Below are 15,454 nucleotides of genomic sequence, written 5' to 3'. Positions count from 1 at the left end.
GACGACAACCTCTGCCCCGGCATGACCCCTCATCCTGACGAGAATCCACCCCGTTGCAACAACCACTTGAGCCCAAGGTGCGGGAAGCCACTGGATCCAGGATCGAGGGCGATCTTGACGTGCGGAGGCGCGCGACACTCGCGACTGTCTTGTGGTATCGCGATGTATCGCGTTACATTCTTCTCCTGTTCGGCGTGCGTCCGCGCGTCGGCGAGAGGGGGACGCCATGGCCGGATGGACGATTGAGAGCCCGCAGCGGCTCACCGTGGACGATCCCGTCGTCAGGCTGGACGTGCGACTGATCAGTGGGCGGCTCAACGTGGTCGCCACCGACGGACCGACCCGGATCGACGTGACCCAGGTCGGCCGTCGGGCGGTCCTGATCGACCACGTCGACGGCCGGCTCAGCATCCGCCAGGAGCGCGGTCGGGGCTGGTCGGACGTCCTGCGGTGGTTCCGGATGATCCACCGCTATCCCCGGGTGGACGTCTCCATCGCCGTGCCCGCCGACGTCCTCGCCGATCTGGGTCTGGTCGCGGGCTCACTCGTCGCCTCCGGCCTGCGCCGGCAGACCACCGTCGACGTCGTCGCCGGCCAGATCACCCTGATGGGGCTTCGCGGCAGCACCTCCGCGAAGATCACCTCCGGGCCGGTGGAAGCGCTCGGCGTCCGGGGCGACCTCACCCTGGAGACGGTTTCCGGAGAGGTGATCCTCGCCGACAGCGCCGCCGACCGGGTGCGGGCGCAGACCGTCTCCGGCGCGATCACCTGCGATCTGGACAACCCTCGGCGCAGCGAGATCCGGCTGACCACCATCTCGGGCAGCATCACCGTCCGGGTCCGCGAGGACAGCGACCTCGCCGTCCGGCTGAACACCGCTTCCGGCCGCATCACCAGCGGCTTTCCGCAGCTGAGCACCTCGACCTTCCCACTTCCCAGCAGCGAGGGGGTGCTCGGCGCCGGCGACGGTAAGCTCTGGGCTTCCGCGACCTCGGGGAGCATCGCCCTGCTCGCCCGAGCGGTCGACGACGACGGGGAGGAGCAGCCGTGACCGCCGTGTTCAGCCACGGTCGGCTCCGGCTCTACCTGCTCAAGCTGCTCGACGACGGCCCGAAGCACGGCTACGAGCTGATCCGACTGTTGGAGGACCGGTTCCTCGGGCTGTACGCCCCCAGCGCCGGCACCATCTACCCCCGGCTGCAACGGCTGGAGGCCGAAGGGCTGGTCAGCCACACCGCGGCCGGTGGCCGCAAGACGTACGAGATCACCGACGCCGGGCGTGCCGAGCTGCGCCAGCGGGCCGGCGAGCTGACCGCGCTGGAGACGGACATCGCCGCCTCCGTGGCGGACCTCTCCAGCCTGGCCGGCGAGATCCGCAGCGAGGTACGCGGATCGGTGCGCGACCTCAAACGGGAGCTGAGTGAGGCCACCCGGCAGACCCGGCGAGCCCGGTGGGAGGCGCCCGCGCCGCCGCCCCGCCCGACGTCGACCACCGGCCCGCAGGCCGAGCTGTTCGACGAACTCGACCAGCGGTTGACCGCGTTCACCGCCGAGGTGGGCCGGCTGATGCGTGCCCGGCAGTTCAGCGACACCCAGCTGCGCACCGCGATCCGGCTGCTCGACGGCGCCCTCGACGGGCTGCGTCGCCTGCTGCGCTGACCGACGGCGACTCACAGCCTTTTTGCAGGAAGCGTCCAGCGCTGGCGCAGTGACGTCACCGATGATTGGCACATGCCCGCTACCCAGACCGAGGCGCGACTGCTTGTCGTCGAGGACGACCCCAACATCCTCGAACTGCTCTCCGCGAGCCTGCGGTTCGCGGGCTTCGACGTGGCCACCGCGACAAGCGGGAGCGCGGCGCTCAACGCCGCCAAGGACCACCGGCCCGACCTGGTGGTGCTCGACGTGATGCTCCCCGACCTGGATGGTTTCGAGGTCATCCGGATGCTCCGCGAGGGCGGCACGCGTACCCCGGTGGTGTTCCTGACCGCCCGGGACGCCACCGACGACAAGATCCGTGGGCTGACCCTGGGCGGGGACGACTACGTCACGAAGCCGTTCAGCCTGGAGGAGTTGACCGCCCGGATCCGCGCCGTGCTGCGCCGCACCACGACCGGCGAGCAGGCCCCGTCCCGGCTCACCTTCGCCGACCTGGAGTTGGACGAGGAGACCCACGAGGTGCACCGGGCAGGCCAGCGCGTGCAGCTCTCGCCGACCGAGTTCAAGCTGCTGCGGTACCTGATGCTCAACGCCAACCGGGTGCTGTCCAAGGCGCAGATCCTCGACCACGTCTGGAACTACGACTTCCGGGGCGACGACAACATCGTCGAGTCCTACATCTCGTACCTGCGGCGCAAGGTCGACACCACCCAGCCCCGGCTGATCCACACTCTCCGCGGTGTGGGGTACGTGCTGCGCAAGCCGGCGGCGTGAACGCGGTCCAGCAGGCGAAGGGTCGGGTACGCAGCGTCCCGCTGCGGGTGAAGCTGGTCACCTCGGTGCTCGCGCTGGTCGCCGTCGCGCTGCTGGTGATCAGCTCGCTGACCGCCTACTTCCTGCGCAACTACCTGCAGGGGCAGGTCGACGGGCAGGTCAGGTCGACCGCCCAGGGCCTGGGTCAGCTGCTCCCGAAGCTGCGCAGCGGGCAGGTCAACGCCATGCTGCCCAGCGACTACGTGGTGTCGGTGGCTGACGAGCAGCAGGTCTACCCGGCGATCTACGACGACATCAGTCTCGACCCCGCGCAGCTGCCCACCTTCCCCACCAGCCGGGACGGCTTCGAGGACCTGGAGGGGGAGCCGCGGACCGTCGTGTCCCATGACGGCTTCACCAGATGGCGGGTCTACTACGCGGCCCAGCCGGACGGCTCGGTGCTCGCCGTGGGTCAGCCGCTCACCGAGGTGGACCGGGCGGTGAAGCAGCTCGTCTGGATAGACCTACTGGTCGGCGGTGCGGTGTTGATCATGCTGGCCTCGGTCGGTGCGGCGATCGTCCGGACCAGCCTCAAACCGTTGGTGGAGATCGAACGCACCGCCGCCGCGATCGCCGGCGGTGACCTGTCCCGCCGGGTGCCCGACCCGGAGGAGGGGCAGGAGTATCCGACCTCTGAGCTGGGCCGGCTCTCCCGTGCGCTGAACGCGATGCTCACCCAGATCGAGGTGGCGTTCACCGCCCGAGCCGCCTCGGAAACCTCGGCCCGTTGGGCGGAGAGCGCCGCCCGCGACGCCGCCGCGGCCGCTCAGGCGTCCGAGTTGCGGGCCATCCGCTCCGAGGAGCGGATGCGGCAGTTCGTCGCCGACGCCTCCCACGAGTTGCGTACCCCGCTCACCACCATTCGTGGCTTCGCCGAGCTGTACCGGCAGGGTGCGGCCCGCGCGCCGGAGCAGACCGCCGGTCTGCTGCGCCGGATCGAGGACGAGGCGGCCCGGATGGGGCTGCTGGTGGAGGACCTGCTGCTGCTCGCCCGGTTGGACCGGGAACGACCCCTCGCGCTGACCCCGGTGGAGCTGCCGGTGCTCGCCTCTGACGCCGTGCAGGCCGCGCGGGCGATGGCACCGGACCGGCGGATCGAGCTGGAGATCGAGCCCGAATCGGGCCCGCTGGTCGTCTCCGCCGACGACGCGCGGTTGCGGCAGGTGATCGGCAACCTGGTCACCAACGCGCTGACCCACACCCCGCCGGAGGCCGAGATCCGGGTACGGCTGCGCGCCGAGCCGGGTGGCTTCGCCGTCGTGGAGGTGGCCGACACCGGCCCCGGTCTCTCGCCTGAGCAGGCGGAACGGGTCTTCGAGCGGTTCTACCGGGCCGACGCGGCCCGTACCCGGCGGGCCGACGGCAACACCGGCACCGGTCTCGGCCTGGCCATCGTGGCCGCCCTGGTCGCCGCCCACCACGGCTCGGTCGAGGTGACCGAGACACCCGGCGGTGGGGCCACCTTCCGGGTCCGGCTGCCGTTGCTGCCACAGGTCGACGACGCGGCCGAGTGACTTTCAGCCAACTTCCAGGACGGTTCCAGCTTGATTGCAGTGCTGGGGGAGAAGGTAGTGCCATGACCGAGTTCGAGTCCGACCCGCAGCGCCGGCCGGCCCCCACCGACGCCGAGCCGTCGCACCCCACCGCCGAGCTGCCGCGCGACGAGCGCGTGCAGTCCGACTCCCCGACCACCCCCATGCAGGCCGTGTCGACCGACGGTGACCCGACGGTCGTCTCGACCGCCGCTGACCCGGAGACCACGGCCGCCACCCCGGCCGCCGCGCCCGCCGCCACCCCGGCCGCCGCCCCGTCGACCGGGTACGAGCCGTCGACCGGCTACGAGCGCCCGGCCGCCACCCCGTCCGCGCCGCCGTACCCGGTCTCCGGTCACCCGGCGCCCGGCCAGCCCGGCTACCCACAGCCGGCCGCCGGTCACTACCCCGGTGCCCCCTGGTACGCGGGCCAGCAGTCCGGCTGGGCCGGCGGGGGCCAGCCGGGCATGGCGTACGGCCAGCACCAGCAGCACCAGCAGCACCCTCAGCACCAGCAGCACCCCGGTCTGCACGCTCAACACCCGGGCCAGCCGGTCCCGCCGTGGGGCCCGCAGGTCGCGCCGCCCGGCAGCGGTCCCCGACCGGGGCGAATCGCCAAGTTCGCCGGTGCCGGCGTCGCGGTGTTCGCGCTGATGCTCGGTTCCGGCGTGGCCGGTGGGGCGCTCGCGCTCGCCCTCGACGGCGACAGCGGCGGCATCACCCGCACCTACTCCGCGGCCCCCGTGATCAATGGCGCGGACCTGCCGAAGATCGCCGCGTCGGTGCAGGACAGTGTCGTCTCGATCACCACCGACAGCGGTGAGGGCTCCGGAGTGGTGCTCAGCGCCGACGGGTACGTGCTGACCAACAACCACGTTGTCGCGTCCGCCGCCGGTGACGCCGTGCGGGTGGTCTTCGCCGACGGCAAGACCGCCGACGCGAAGATCATCGGCACCGATCCGAAGACCGACCTGGCCGTGGTGAAGGCCAGCGGGGTGAGCGACCTCAAGCCGGCGAAGTTCGGTGACAGCGACGCCATGCAGGTCGGCGACCAGGTGCTCGCCCTGGGCAGTCCGCTCGGCCTGCAGGGTTCGGTGACCTCGGGCATCCTCAGCGCCCGCGACCGCACCATCCGCGCCGGTGAGGGCCAGCCGCAGGACCCGCGCCAGCAGCAGAGCCAGACCGTCAGCTCGATCTCCGGCCTGCTCCAGACCGACGCGCCGATCAACCCCGGCAACTCCGGCGGCGCGCTGGTCAACACCCGGGGCGAGGTGATCGGCGTCAACACCGCCATCGCGACCTCCGGGCAGAGCACCGGCAACATCGGCGTCGGGTTCGCCATCCCCAGCAACAAGGCCAAGGACGTCGCCGGCAAGCTCCAGCGTGGCGAGAAGGTCAGCCACCCGTCGCTCGGGGTCGGCGTCAACCAGGCCGAGGGCGGCGGCGCGCTCGTCGCGTCGGTCACCCCGGGCAGCCCGGCGGAGAAGGCCGGCCTCCAGCGCGGCGACGTCGTCACCCGGTTCGGCGACAAGCCGGTCAACGACTCGGACGACCTGGTCGGCGCGGTGCAGGCCGGCAAGGTCGGCGACCGGGTCGAGGTGCAGTTCAAGCGCAACGGCGCCGAGAAGTCGGTGACCGTCACGCTCGCCGAGACGTCCTGACCACCACCTGAACCTGCTTCCTCCCTCTGGCGGCGGGTGGCGGGGCCGAGGGGGTCGGCTCCGTCACCCGCCGCTTCTTCCGCCGGACGGCGGTTCACCCGGATCGGGTGAACCGCCGTCACCCGTCTGCCCGGCAGATTCAGTGCGCGAGTCTCGGCGACCGGAACCGGGGGTGGGTGCCATGACCGACGTGGTGGGTGTGCGTGACGACCAGCGGATCCAACGCGACGTCCTGGCCGAGCTGGCCTGGGACGCCCAGCTGCAACCGAACGAGATCGGGGTGACCGTCGACCAGGGCGTGGTGACCCTGACCGGATTCGTGGACGGTGCCGCTCGCGGTTGGGCCGCGACCCGCTGTGTGCAGCGGGTTCGCGGCGTACGGGCGGTGGCCGACCAGATGGAGGTGCGGCTGCCCGGCACCACCGGGCGTACCGACGCCGAGGTCGCCATCGCCGCCACCCGCGCCCTGGAGTGGGACAGCTTCGTGCCCGCCGAGCGGCTGGACGTGACAGTGGCCAACGGCTGGCTGATGCTGCGCGGCGAGGTCGAGTTCGGGTGGCAGCGGCGGGCCGCCGAGGGCGAGGTGCGTCGCCTCGACGGCATCCGGGGCATCACCAACCTGATCGAGGTACGACCCCCGGCGCCGCCGGCCGGCGAGCGGCTGCGGCAGGACGTCCAGCGGGCGTTGGCGCGCACCCTCGGCGGCGAGCGGGTGACCGTCGAGGTGGACGGCGACACGCTGGTCCTCGCCGGAGTGGTCCGGTCCTGGTGGGAACGCGACCAGGTGGAGCGGGTGGCGTGGTCCGCCCCCGGGGTGCGCTCGGTCCACGACCAGCTTCTGGTGGGCGGGTGATCGTCCGCCGTGTCCGGTTTACCGGGGACACCACGGGGGAACCCGCCGCCGACCGGCCCGACCGGCTTGACCGGCGGTGCCACCGCACCGGGGACCAACGGGAGGATTCGTGACCGTGAACCACCCGCCTGCGGGCCGCCCCGAGGAGCGGTCGCTGCGCATCGCGATGGTGGTTCCGCCGTGGTTGTCCGTACCTCCGCCCGGTTACGGCGGCCTTGAGCAGGTAGTCGCCGCCCTGGTGGACGCGCTCTGCCGGCAGGGGCACGCGGTGACCCTCTTCGGTGCCGGCGATGACCACGGCACGGCAGCCCGCGGCTTCGTCTCCACCGTCGCCGAGGTCCAGTACGAGCGGCTCGGCGAGTCACTGCCGGAGCTGGCTCACCTGGCCCGGGTGAAACGGCTGATCAGCGCTGCCGACTTCGACGTGATCCACGACCACACCACCATCGGCCCGCTGGTCGCCGGCCGCCGGGCCGTGCCGACGGTCGCGACAGTGCACGGAAACCCCGTGGGGGAGTACGGCGACGTGCTGAGCGACGTCGACGCGGGGGTCGCCCTGGTGGCGATCTCGCACGCCCAGCGCCGGCTGAACCCGAACCTGCAGTGGGCCGGGACGGTGCACAACGCGCTGGACATCCGCGGCTTTCCGCGTAAGCACACACCCGGCGCGGGGCCGGTGCTGTGGCTGGCCCGGTTCAGCCCGGACAAGGGCCCGGACACCGCCATCCAGGCGTGCCGGGCCGCCGGGTTGCCGCTGCTACTGGCCGGCAAGTGCAACGAGCCGGCCGAGCGCCGCTACTACGAGCAGGTCGTCGCGCCGATGGTCGGCGACGATGTGACAGTCGTGCTCAACGCGGACCGCGCGACAACGCTGCGGATGCTGGTCGACGCCCGCTCCCTGATCATGCCGATTCAGTGGGACGAGCCGTTCGGCATGGTGATGCTGGAGGCGATGGCCACCGGCACACCGGTGGTCGCGCTCAACCGGGGTGCGGTGCCGGAGCTGGTCCGGCCGGGGCTGACCGGGCTCGTCGTCGAGCGGTCGGAGGAGCTGCCCGCGGCGTTGCTCGCGGCGGAGCGACTCGACCCGGAGGACTGCGTGGCGCACGTCGCGCAGAACTTCTCGGTCGAGCGGATGGCGAGCGGCTACGCCGAGGTCTATCGGCGCTTCGCCCTCGGTCGGCACGACGTCCGCGCACCGCTCCGGGTGCCGGTGCGCTGACCCGGCCGGGCCGCCCGGTCAGGCCCCGGTCGCGCCCAGCTCGGCGATGGCCGCGTCGAGCCGACCCGCGTACGTCGGACTGATGCCGCCCTCACCGACGCGGACGGTGACCTTCGTGCGCAGCCGGGCCACCGGTGGGGCCAGCTCTTCTCGGCCGGAGCTGACCGCCGCGGTCAGGTTGCGCAGCTCGTTGCGCAGGTCGAGGGCCACGTCCTCGCGGATCTCCCCGGCGCTCAACCCGGCGGTGATCAACCCGTCGACCCGGTTGGCGACCTCGGCCAGGGTGCCCGGGTTCGAGGTGGGCGCACCGGTCGTCGGCTTCGCCGACGGTGGCGCGGTCGGCGGGGTCGGTGTGATCGGCGCGGACGACCCGGGGGCCGGCGGGTCGGCCGACGGGGTCGCCACCGGCGCGGCGGAGGGTTGCGCCCGGCGGGTCGGCTGCTGTTCGGGCAGCAGAGCCACCCCGGCCAGCGTCACCCCGACGGCCAGCACCAGCAACAACACCAGCCGCCGCCGGGACCAGCCGGCCCCGGTCTCCGGCTCGCCCGGGGCGGCGGAGGCTCCGCCGTCCGCTGCCCCGCCGTCCGTTGCCATCCCGGCCTTTGCCACGGCCGGCGTCGCCACGGCGGGAGACGGCGGTGGCGGGGGCTCGGTGGGCACTCGGATGGTCGCGGTCGGAGGCTCGGCCGGCAGCGCGTGGTCGCGGAGCGCGGTGGCGACCTGCCGGGCGGTCGGCCGATCGGCTGGGTTCCGGGCGAGACTGCGCAGACAGATCTGGGCCACTGTCGGGGGCAGGTCCGGCAGGTCGGCCAGCGTCGGCGCAGGACCGCTGGCCAGGGCGGAACTGAGCTGCTCCCAGGTGTCCGCCGGGTACGGAACCCGGCCGGTGAGCGCCTCGTGCAGCAGTACGCCCAGCGAGTAGACGTCGGTGGACGGCTGGGCCGGCGCGCCGTCGAGGCGTTCCGGGGCGACGTACGCGGGGGTGCCGAAGGTCTCGCCGTCCTCATCCTCGTCGGGTGCGCCGATCCGGGTGGCGATGCCGAAGTCGAGCACCTTGGCGCCCGTCCCGGTCATCATCACGTTGGCCGGGGTGATGTCCCGGTGCACGATGCCGAGGCGGTGCGCGGCGGCCAGCGCGTCCGCGACCTGCGCGCCCACCTGGACGGCCTCGGTCCACGGCAACGGCCCCTCGGTGAGCCGGAGCTTCAACTCCTCGCCGCTGAGCAGCTCCATCACCACGAACGAGGTGATCGAGCCGTCCGGGTCGACAGTCTCGCCGTAGTCGTGCACGGAGGTCAGGTGCGGGTGCACCAACTGGGCGGCGGCCCGCGCCTCGTCGCGCACCATGCCCCGGAACCGCGCGTCGGCGGCGAGTGACGGGGCGAGCACCTTGAGCGCCACCACCCGGTCCAGCACCTCGTCCCGGGCACGCCAGATGACCGACATGCCGCCGGCGCCGATCTGGTCCAGAAGTCGGTATCTGCGAGCCAGCAATCGGCCCGGATGCAGTGCTGCCTTCACAGATCGCACCTGCCTCAGGGGTGGGAGCGGTATCAGGTTGCGCGAATGTGTCCGGCCTGTCAACGCCGTCGCCGCCGGCCGTCGGCGGACGGTCCCTGCCGTGCGGTGACCGTCGGCTGACCACGCCCCACCGGGCGGGCGGCGGGCCCGTGCCAGGATGGGAGACATGGCGGGGGGACCGGTGGCGTTCGTGCTCGGCGGCGGGGGAGTGCTCGGCGCGGTCGAGGTCGGCATGTTGCGCGCGCTGTTCCGTGCCGGCATCCAACCCGACATGGTGCTCGGCACCTCGATCGGCGCGGTGAACGGTGCGCTGGTCGCCGCCGACCCGTCGGAGGCGGTGACCGACCGGCTGGTCCGGCTGTGGGCCTCGCCGGAGGCGAGCGAGGTGTACGGCGACTCGGTCGCCCGGCAACTGCGCCGCTTCGCCGCCCGGACCCACCTGCACTCACCCCGGCCGCTGCGCCGCCTGCTCGAAACCGAGCTGGGGGTGGACACCACCTTCGCCGACCTGCGGGTGCCGTTCCGCTGCTGCGCCGCCCACATCGAGCGGGCCGCCGAGCACTGGTTCGACAGCGGTCCGGTGGTCCCGGCGGTGATGGCGTCGGCGTCGGTGCCGGGGCTGCTTCCGCCGATGCAGATCGACGGCGCGCACTACGTGGACGGCGGGATCGTCAACTCCATCCCGATCGGCGAGGCGGTGGCCGTCGGCGCCCGCCGGATCTACGTCCTCCAGGTGGGCCGGATCGAACGGGAGCTGACCCCGCCCCGCCGGCCGTGGGAGATCGCGCAGGTCGCGTTCGAGATCTCCCGCCGGCACCGGTTCTTCCGGGAGATGGCGGCGCTGCCCGAGGGGGTGGAGGTGCACGTCCTGCCGACCGGCGGGCTGAACCCACGCGACGACACGCCGTGGGCGTACCGGGACATGGCGGCGGTGGGACGGCGGATCAGCCGCGCGTACACCGCCTCCCGGCGCTACCTCGCCATCCACGCGGAGCGGTGATGCCGCTGCCTCCCCGGTGGCTGCGTCGGCTGTTGCTGGCCCCCGCCGTCGTGCTGCTCGCCTTTTTCGTGGTCACCACGCTGCCGGTCTGGGCGCTGCTCGCCGCGGCCGCGTCCCCGCTGGTCCCGGGCCGGTTGCGCCCGCTGCGGCTGCTCTGGATCGGCTGCTTCTACCTGGTCTGGGACGCTGCGGCGCTCCTCGCGCTCTTCGTGCTCTGGGCCGTCTCCGGCTTCGGCTGGCGCACCAGGTCGCCGGCCTTCCAGCGCGCCCACTACGTGCTGGCCGGCTGGTTCCTGCGGGTGCTGTTCTGGCAGGCACGTTGGACACTGCGGTTGAGCATCGACGTGGTGGGCACGGACCCGGACACCGCGCTGCCCGGCCGACCCGAGCTGGTGCTCTGTCGGCACGCCGGGCCGGGTGACTCGTTCATCCTGATCCACGGGCTGGTCAACTGGTTCCACCGGGAGCCACGCATCGTCCTCAAGGACAGCCTCCAGTGGGATCCGGCGGTCGACGTGCTGCTCAACCGGCTGCCCAACCGGTTCATCGCACCGACCCCGGAGCGCGGCGAGGAGACGGTCCGTCAGGTCGGTCACCTGGCCAGCGGCCTGGACGACAACGACGCGTTCGTGATCTTCCCCGAGGGTGGCAACTTCACCCCCAAGCGGCGGTTGCGCGCCATCGCCCGACTGCGCTCACTCGGCCTGGAACGAATGGCGCTGCGCGCCGAGCGGATGCGCCACGTGCTCGCCCCGCAGCCCGGTGGGATGCTCGCCGCGCTGGACGCCGCACCGGACGCCGGGGTCATCTTCGTCGCCCACACCGGACTGGACCGGATGCTCACCGTCGCCGACGTGTGGCGGGAACTGCCGATGGACAAGCGGATCGTGATGCGGTTCTGGTCGGTGCCGCCGGAGGAGGTTCCGACCGGGCGGCAGCAGCGCATCGACTGGCTCTTCGACTGGTGGGCGCAGATCGACTCCTGGATCGCCGCAAACCGGTGAGCGCGAGGAGTGCAGCGAAGCGGAGCCCCGCAGTCGCGAGGTAAAGCGGGCTCCGGTGAGCGCGAGGAGTGCAGCGAAGCGGAGCCCCGCAGTCGCGAGGTAAAGCGGGCTCCGGTGAGCGCGAGGAGTGCAGCGAAGCGGAGCCCCGCAGTCGCGAGGTAAAGCGGGCTCCGGTGAGCGCGAGGAGTGCAGCGAAGCGGAGCCCCGCAGTCGCGAGGTAAAGCGGGCTCCGGTAAGCGCGGCGATGCGCAGCGTAGCGGTCGCGGGCGATTGACGGGCTCAGCGGCGTATGGCCGCGTAGGGTGCGGGCGTGGACGAGATCTGCGTGGTGACAACTGTGGTTGACGCGCGTTCGGTCGCCGATGTGCTGGCGGCCGCCGCCGTCGCCGGCAGGCTCGCCGCCTGCGCCCAGGTGGGTGGTCAGGTGGACAGCACCTACTGGTGGCGGTCCGGAATGGAGACGAGCACCGAATGGTCGGTGCAGTTCAAGACCGCACCGGACCGGCTCGCCGCGTTGCTGGACCAGATCCGGGTCAGTCACCCGTACGAGGTGCCGGAGATCCTGGTGTCCAGGGTGGAGAGCGGCAACCCCGACTACGCCACCTGGGTGTACGAGCACACCCGTTCCTGAGTACGCGCACTCTGGGGCGTACCCCGGTGGGCTGTCGATGATGACCGGGTGGACGACACCCGTTACCCCTGCCCCGCCTGCGGTGCGCCGGCCGATCTGAGTGCCGGTTGCTCCGGCTGCCGGCGCGCGCCCGACCCGATCGCCGCCGAGGTGGTCCGGCTGAGCCGGGAGGTCGCCGAGCTGGAGCCGCAGGTGGAGCGGGCCCGCCGCGCGTACACCGAGCTGGCCGGACGCCTGACGGCCGTGTCGCGGCGGCGGGCCGAACTGGCGGCGGTCGTCCGTGCCGGGTTGGCTGCCTCGGTCGTGGCGCGCCCGCCGTCGCTCGTCGGGCCGGCGCCGGCCATCGGCCCGGGCCCTGGCGTCGCGGCGGATTCGCGGCCGGGTGCGGCGGAGACCTCGACGCGGACGGTCCAGGGTCTGCTCTTCGTCCTCGGTGGACTCCTGCTGGGCACCGCGGCGGTGGTGTTCACGGCTGTCGCCTGGGCGGCGGTGGGGGTTGGCGGGCGGGCGTTGATCCTGACCGCGTTCACCGCGCTCGCCCTGGGCGTGCCACTGCTGGCGGTCCGCCGGGGGCTGCGCGGTACGGCGGAGACGTTCGCCGCGGTGGGGTTGCTGCTGGTGGTGCTGGACGGTTACGCGGCCTGGTCGGTGAACCTGGCCGGCGTGGCCGGCTGGCCGGGCAGCCGGTACGCCGCGCTGGTCGGGGGGGCCAGCGCGGCGGTTGCCGTGGCGTACGGCAGGTGGAGCGGGTTGACGGGGCCGTGGTTCGCCGCCCTGGTGGCCGCTCAGCCGGCGTTGCCGCTGCTCGCCGCCGAGACCGGGGCGGGGGCGGCCGGGTGGGCGCTGATCCTGCTCGGGGTGGCGTTGCTGAACCTGGCCGTGCTTGCCGCGCTGCGCGGCCGGGAAGGGGCGGCGCAGCTCGTCGGTCGGGTGCTGGCCGGCATCGCCCATGTCGCCGCGCTGCTGAATGCTGCGGCGTGCGCGCTGGTGCCGCTGGTCAGCGGGCGGGCGGGGGGCTCCGCACTGCTGGCCGGTGTGCCGCTGTTGCTGGTCGCGCTGGTCGGGCTCGGTGCGGCCTGGCTCGTCGGGGGGCGGGCGCTGCGGGCGGTGGCGGCGGGGCTGCTGGTGCCGGTCCTCGCCGGCGCAGTGCTGCGTCCGGTGGCCGAGCTGCGGCCGTCAATGCTGCTGCTCGCCACGGCGGCGGTGGCGCTCGGGTTGGCCGCTGCCGTGCGGCTACTGCCGGCGGCGCGCGGTGGCGATGGTTGGCGGGCCGGTGCGCGGGCCGGTGCGCTGTTCGTCGCGGCGGGCACGGCACAGGTGACAGTGCTGATCACCATCGGGCTGGCGGCCGCCGCCGTCGGCCGGTCACTGCCGCCGTGGGGTGGGGCTGGGCTGGGATCGGACCTGCGCTGGGGTTGGCAGTTGGCGCCCGCCGTGGCGCTGGCGGTCGGCGCGGCGGTGCTCCTGCTGCCCCGCAACGCGTGGGCGGTGCTCGGCACGGCCGGTGCGGTGGCCGTGCTGTTGGCCGTGCCCGCCGGTTGGACGGCCTCCTGGGCTCAGGTGGTCGCCGTCGACCTGGCCGGCGGGGTCGCGCTGCTGCTCGCCGTGCTGGCCCGCCCGGCCACCCCGCCGGTCGCCCTGCTCACCCGTGCGCTCGGCGGTGCCGTCCTGCTCGGGCACGGGCTGCTTGTCGCACTGGCCGCCCCGACCGGCGCCCTGGTGGCGCTCGGCGTTCTCGCCGCGCTCGGGCTGGCACTGGGCGTACGACGGTGGGTCGGGGCGTACCGCGAGGTGGCCGGTGCGGGTCTGCTGGTCGGGCAGCTCACGCTGCCCGCGATCGCGGCGGTGGCGCTGTTCGCCGCGGGCGCCCCGCCGTGGTGGCAGGCCCGGCTCGCGCTGGCGGGGGCCGGGCTGTCGCTGGTCGCGGCGCTCGCGGCGCGTCGTCACCGGGTGGAGCTGATCGGGTACGCGGAGACCGGCGCCGTCGTCGCGGTGGCCGTGCCCGCCCTCGCGCCGCTGGTCGGGGCGGGTGACGAACCGCTCGCGTTGTACGCCGCCCTGGCGGCGCTGGGCGTCGCGGTCGTCGCCTGCTGGGTGCCGTCGGTGAGCGACTCCGGTCAGGCGGCCCTCGGGGACCGGCCTTCGGCAGCCGAGCGCGAGCCGGCCCGGTCGGCGCTGTTGCTGGCTGCGGGCGGAACGCTGGCGGCGGTGGCCGTGCTGGTGGTCCTGCCGACGGTGCTGACCGCGCTCGGGTCGCCGCGCGGCGGGCGGGGCCGGGTGTGGTCGGGGGTTCCGACTGTCGTCGCCGACCCGACGGTGCTCCCCGTGGGGTTCGCGCTGGTCGTGCTGGCGGTGGCCGGGGCGCTGGCCGGTCGGCGGGTGGGGCTGCCGGTGCCGGCCGCCCTGCCGTTCGTCGCGGCGGCGCTGCCGGTGCTGCTCATCGCGATCGGGGCGCCCTGGCCGGTGCTGCCGACCGCCGTTCTGCTCGCCGGGATGGCCGCGCTGCTGTTCACCGCGCTGGCCCCGCCCCGCCCGGTGCTCGCCCCGGTCGCCGTACCGGTGGGCGTGGTGCTGGTGGCATCCGGTGTGGCGGGTCTGCTGGCCACCCGGGCGGCGACGCTCGCGGCCGAGGCGGTGCTGCTGGTGGCGGCGGTCGCGGTCGCCGTCGCGGCGCGCAGGTCCGCGGTACGGGTCGTCGGTTGTCTCGCCGCCGTGGGTGCGGCGTCCGCGTTGGCGGTGACCGCCCCGCTCGCCGGCGGGCTGCCGTTGCGGGCGGCCGCGTACCCACTGTTGGGGGTGGCCGCGGTGGCGCTGGCCGCTGCGGCGCTCACCCCGGCGCGGGCCCGGCTGGCACGGGTGCTGGACGCCGCCGCGCAGGCTGTCGCGCTGGTGGCGGCGGTGTTCGCCGTCGAGGTGGCACGGCATCTCGCCACCGTCTGCGTGCTCTGGGGTGTCGCCGTCGCGCTGCGGCTGCTGCGCCGGGGTGAACCGGCCGGTCGACGGTGGGCGTTCGCCGGGATCGCCGCCGGCAGCGAGTTGCTCGGGGCCTGGGTGCTGCTGGCCGCCGGTGGGGTGACGGTGCTGGAGGCGTACACACTGCCGGCTGCGGCGCTCGCCGTCGGCGCGGGTCTGCTGGCGCTGCGCACCCGGCCGGGGCTGACCAGCTGGCCGGCTCTCGGCCCGGGGCTGGTGGCGGCGTTGCTGCCCAGTCTCGTGTCGGTGCTGGCCGGGCCGGACCCGCAGCCGTGGCGGCGACTGCTCCTCGGCGCGGCGGCGGTCGGCGTGGTGCTCGCCGGCGCGACCCGCCGGTGGCAGGCGCCGGTGCTGCTCGGCGGCGGGGTGCTGACGCTGTTGGCACTGCACGAGGTGGCCCGGGGGTGGGATCTGCTGCCCCGGTGGATCTATCTGGGGGTCGGCGGGCTGGCGCTGGTCGGGCTCGCCGCCACCTACGAGCGACGTCGACGTGACCTGGCTCGACTGCGCGCGGCAGTTGGGCGGCTGAGTTGAGTTTGAAGTCAGGAAGGTAGGGCCTGCCCTACCCCCTATTCGGGGGTTGTC

At 73.6% G+C, this 15,454-nt stretch carries 12 protein-coding genes; 11 read left to right on the top strand and 1 reads right to left on the bottom strand.

Translation table 11 applies throughout. The annotated features are described in order from the left end of the window. Nucleotides 1-226 precede the first annotated feature (226 nt). The 7 genes from ACX27O_RS25090 to ACX27O_RS25060 all read left to right on the top strand — a co-directional run bounded on the left by ACX27O_RS25090 (nt 227) and on the right by ACX27O_RS25060 (nt 7,740). Nucleotides 227-1,051 carry a DUF4097 family beta strand repeat-containing protein gene (locus ACX27O_RS25090; protein ID WP_458940163.1) on the top strand — a complete coding sequence of 275 codons (825 nt, stop codon included), beginning with the start codon at nt 227-229 and terminating at the stop codon, nt 1,049-1,051. Further along, complete coding sequence (locus tag ACX27O_RS25085; protein ID WP_030336719.1) at nt 1,048-1,659, top strand: PadR family transcriptional regulator; 612 nt, start codon at nt 1,048-1,050, stop codon at nt 1,657-1,659. Before ACX27O_RS25090 ends, ACX27O_RS25085 begins: the two co-directional genes overlap by 4 nt. Before the next feature lie 72 nt (nt 1,660-1,731). Then, nucleotides 1,732-2,433 carry a response regulator transcription factor gene (locus tag ACX27O_RS25080; protein ID WP_030336721.1) on the top strand — a complete coding sequence of 234 codons (702 nt, stop codon included), beginning with the start codon at nt 1,732-1,734 and terminating at the stop codon, nt 2,431-2,433. Beyond that, nucleotides 2,430-3,986 (top strand): sensor histidine kinase, encoded by a 1,557-nt coding sequence (locus tag ACX27O_RS25075; RefSeq protein ID WP_358125248.1) that lies wholly within the window; start codon nt 2,430-2,432, stop codon nt 3,984-3,986. Before ACX27O_RS25080 ends, ACX27O_RS25075 begins: the two co-directional genes overlap by 4 nt. Nucleotides 3,987-4,048: 62 nt before the next feature. Next, nucleotides 4,049-5,665, top strand: coding sequence for a S1C family serine protease (locus ACX27O_RS25070; RefSeq protein ID WP_458940162.1), 1,617 nt, complete (start codon nt 4,049-4,051; stop codon nt 5,663-5,665). A gap of 181 nt (nt 5,666-5,846) precedes the next feature. Then, a complete protein-coding gene (locus ACX27O_RS25065; protein ID WP_458940161.1) occupies nt 5,847-6,518 on the top strand; it encodes a BON domain-containing protein in 672 nt (223 codons plus the stop codon). Nucleotides 6,519-6,684: 166 nt separating this feature from the next. Continuing rightward, entirely contained in the window at nt 6,685-7,740 is a 1,056-nt protein-coding gene (locus ACX27O_RS25060) for a glycosyltransferase family 4 protein (RefSeq protein WP_458940170.1), read from the top strand. An 18-nt stretch (nt 7,741-7,758) separates the two neighbouring features. Here the strand turns inward: ACX27O_RS25060 and ACX27O_RS25055 are convergent, their stop codons facing one another. Next, nucleotides 7,759-9,261 (bottom strand): serine/threonine-protein kinase, encoded by a 1,503-nt coding sequence (locus ACX27O_RS25055; RefSeq protein WP_210866750.1) that lies wholly within the window; start codon nt 9,259-9,261, stop codon nt 7,759-7,761. A gap of 166 nt (nt 9,262-9,427) precedes the next feature. Here ACX27O_RS25055 and ACX27O_RS25050 point away from each other — a divergent pair, with 166 nt between their 5' ends. The 4 genes from ACX27O_RS25050 (at nt 9,428) to ACX27O_RS25035 (ending at nt 15,403) form a co-directional block, all read left to right on the top strand. Continuing rightward, nucleotides 9,428-10,261: a patatin-like phospholipase family protein gene (locus ACX27O_RS25050; RefSeq protein WP_458940160.1), complete on the top strand. Its 834-nt coding sequence runs from the start codon at nt 9,428-9,430 to the stop codon at nt 10,259-10,261. Continuing rightward, nucleotides 10,261-11,265 carry a 1-acyl-sn-glycerol-3-phosphate acyltransferase gene (locus ACX27O_RS25045; RefSeq protein WP_357638854.1) on the top strand — a complete coding sequence of 335 codons (1,005 nt, stop codon included), beginning with the start codon at nt 10,261-10,263 and terminating at the stop codon, nt 11,263-11,265. The genes ACX27O_RS25050 and ACX27O_RS25045 overlap by 1 nt, the downstream gene beginning before the upstream one ends. A 310-nt stretch (nt 11,266-11,575) precedes the next feature. Then, nucleotides 11,576-11,896: a divalent-cation tolerance protein CutA gene (cutA, locus tag ACX27O_RS25040; protein ID WP_030336735.1), complete on the top strand. Its 321-nt coding sequence runs from the start codon at nt 11,576-11,578 to the stop codon at nt 11,894-11,896. Nucleotides 11,897-11,944: 48 nt separating this feature from the next. Continuing rightward, on the top strand, nt 11,945-15,403 hold the full coding sequence (locus ACX27O_RS25035) for an SCO7613 C-terminal domain-containing membrane protein (RefSeq protein WP_458940159.1): 3,459 nt from the start codon (nt 11,945-11,947) through the stop codon (nt 15,401-15,403). Nucleotides 15,404-15,454: the final 51 nt, after the last annotated feature.

The sequence above is a fragment of the Micromonospora sp. SD19 genome (genome assembly GCF_054462275.1).
This window is presented reverse-complemented; position numbering and strand designations above follow the sequence as displayed.

Coding starts and splice junctions, on each gene's coding strand:
- ACX27O_RS25090 (WP_458940163.1), top strand. CDS start 227: ATGGCCGGATGGACGATTGAGAGCCCGCAGCGGCTCACCGTGGACGAT.
- ACX27O_RS25080 (WP_030336721.1), top strand. CDS start 1,732: ATGCCCGCTACCCAGACCGAGGCGCGACTGCTTGTCGTCGAGGACGAC.
- ACX27O_RS25070 (WP_458940162.1), top strand. CDS start 4,049: ATGACCGAGTTCGAGTCCGACCCGCAGCGCCGGCCGGCCCCCACCGAC.
- ACX27O_RS25065 (WP_458940161.1), top strand. CDS start 5,847: ATGACCGACGTGGTGGGTGTGCGTGACGACCAGCGGATCCAACGCGAC.
- ACX27O_RS25060 (WP_458940170.1), top strand. CDS start 6,685: ATGGTGGTTCCGCCGTGGTTGTCCGTACCTCCGCCCGGTTACGGCGGC.
- ACX27O_RS25050 (WP_458940160.1), top strand. CDS start 9,428: ATGGCGGGGGGACCGGTGGCGTTCGTGCTCGGCGGCGGGGGAGTGCTC.
- ACX27O_RS25045 (WP_357638854.1), top strand. CDS start 10,261: ATGCCGCTGCCTCCCCGGTGGCTGCGTCGGCTGTTGCTGGCCCCCGCC.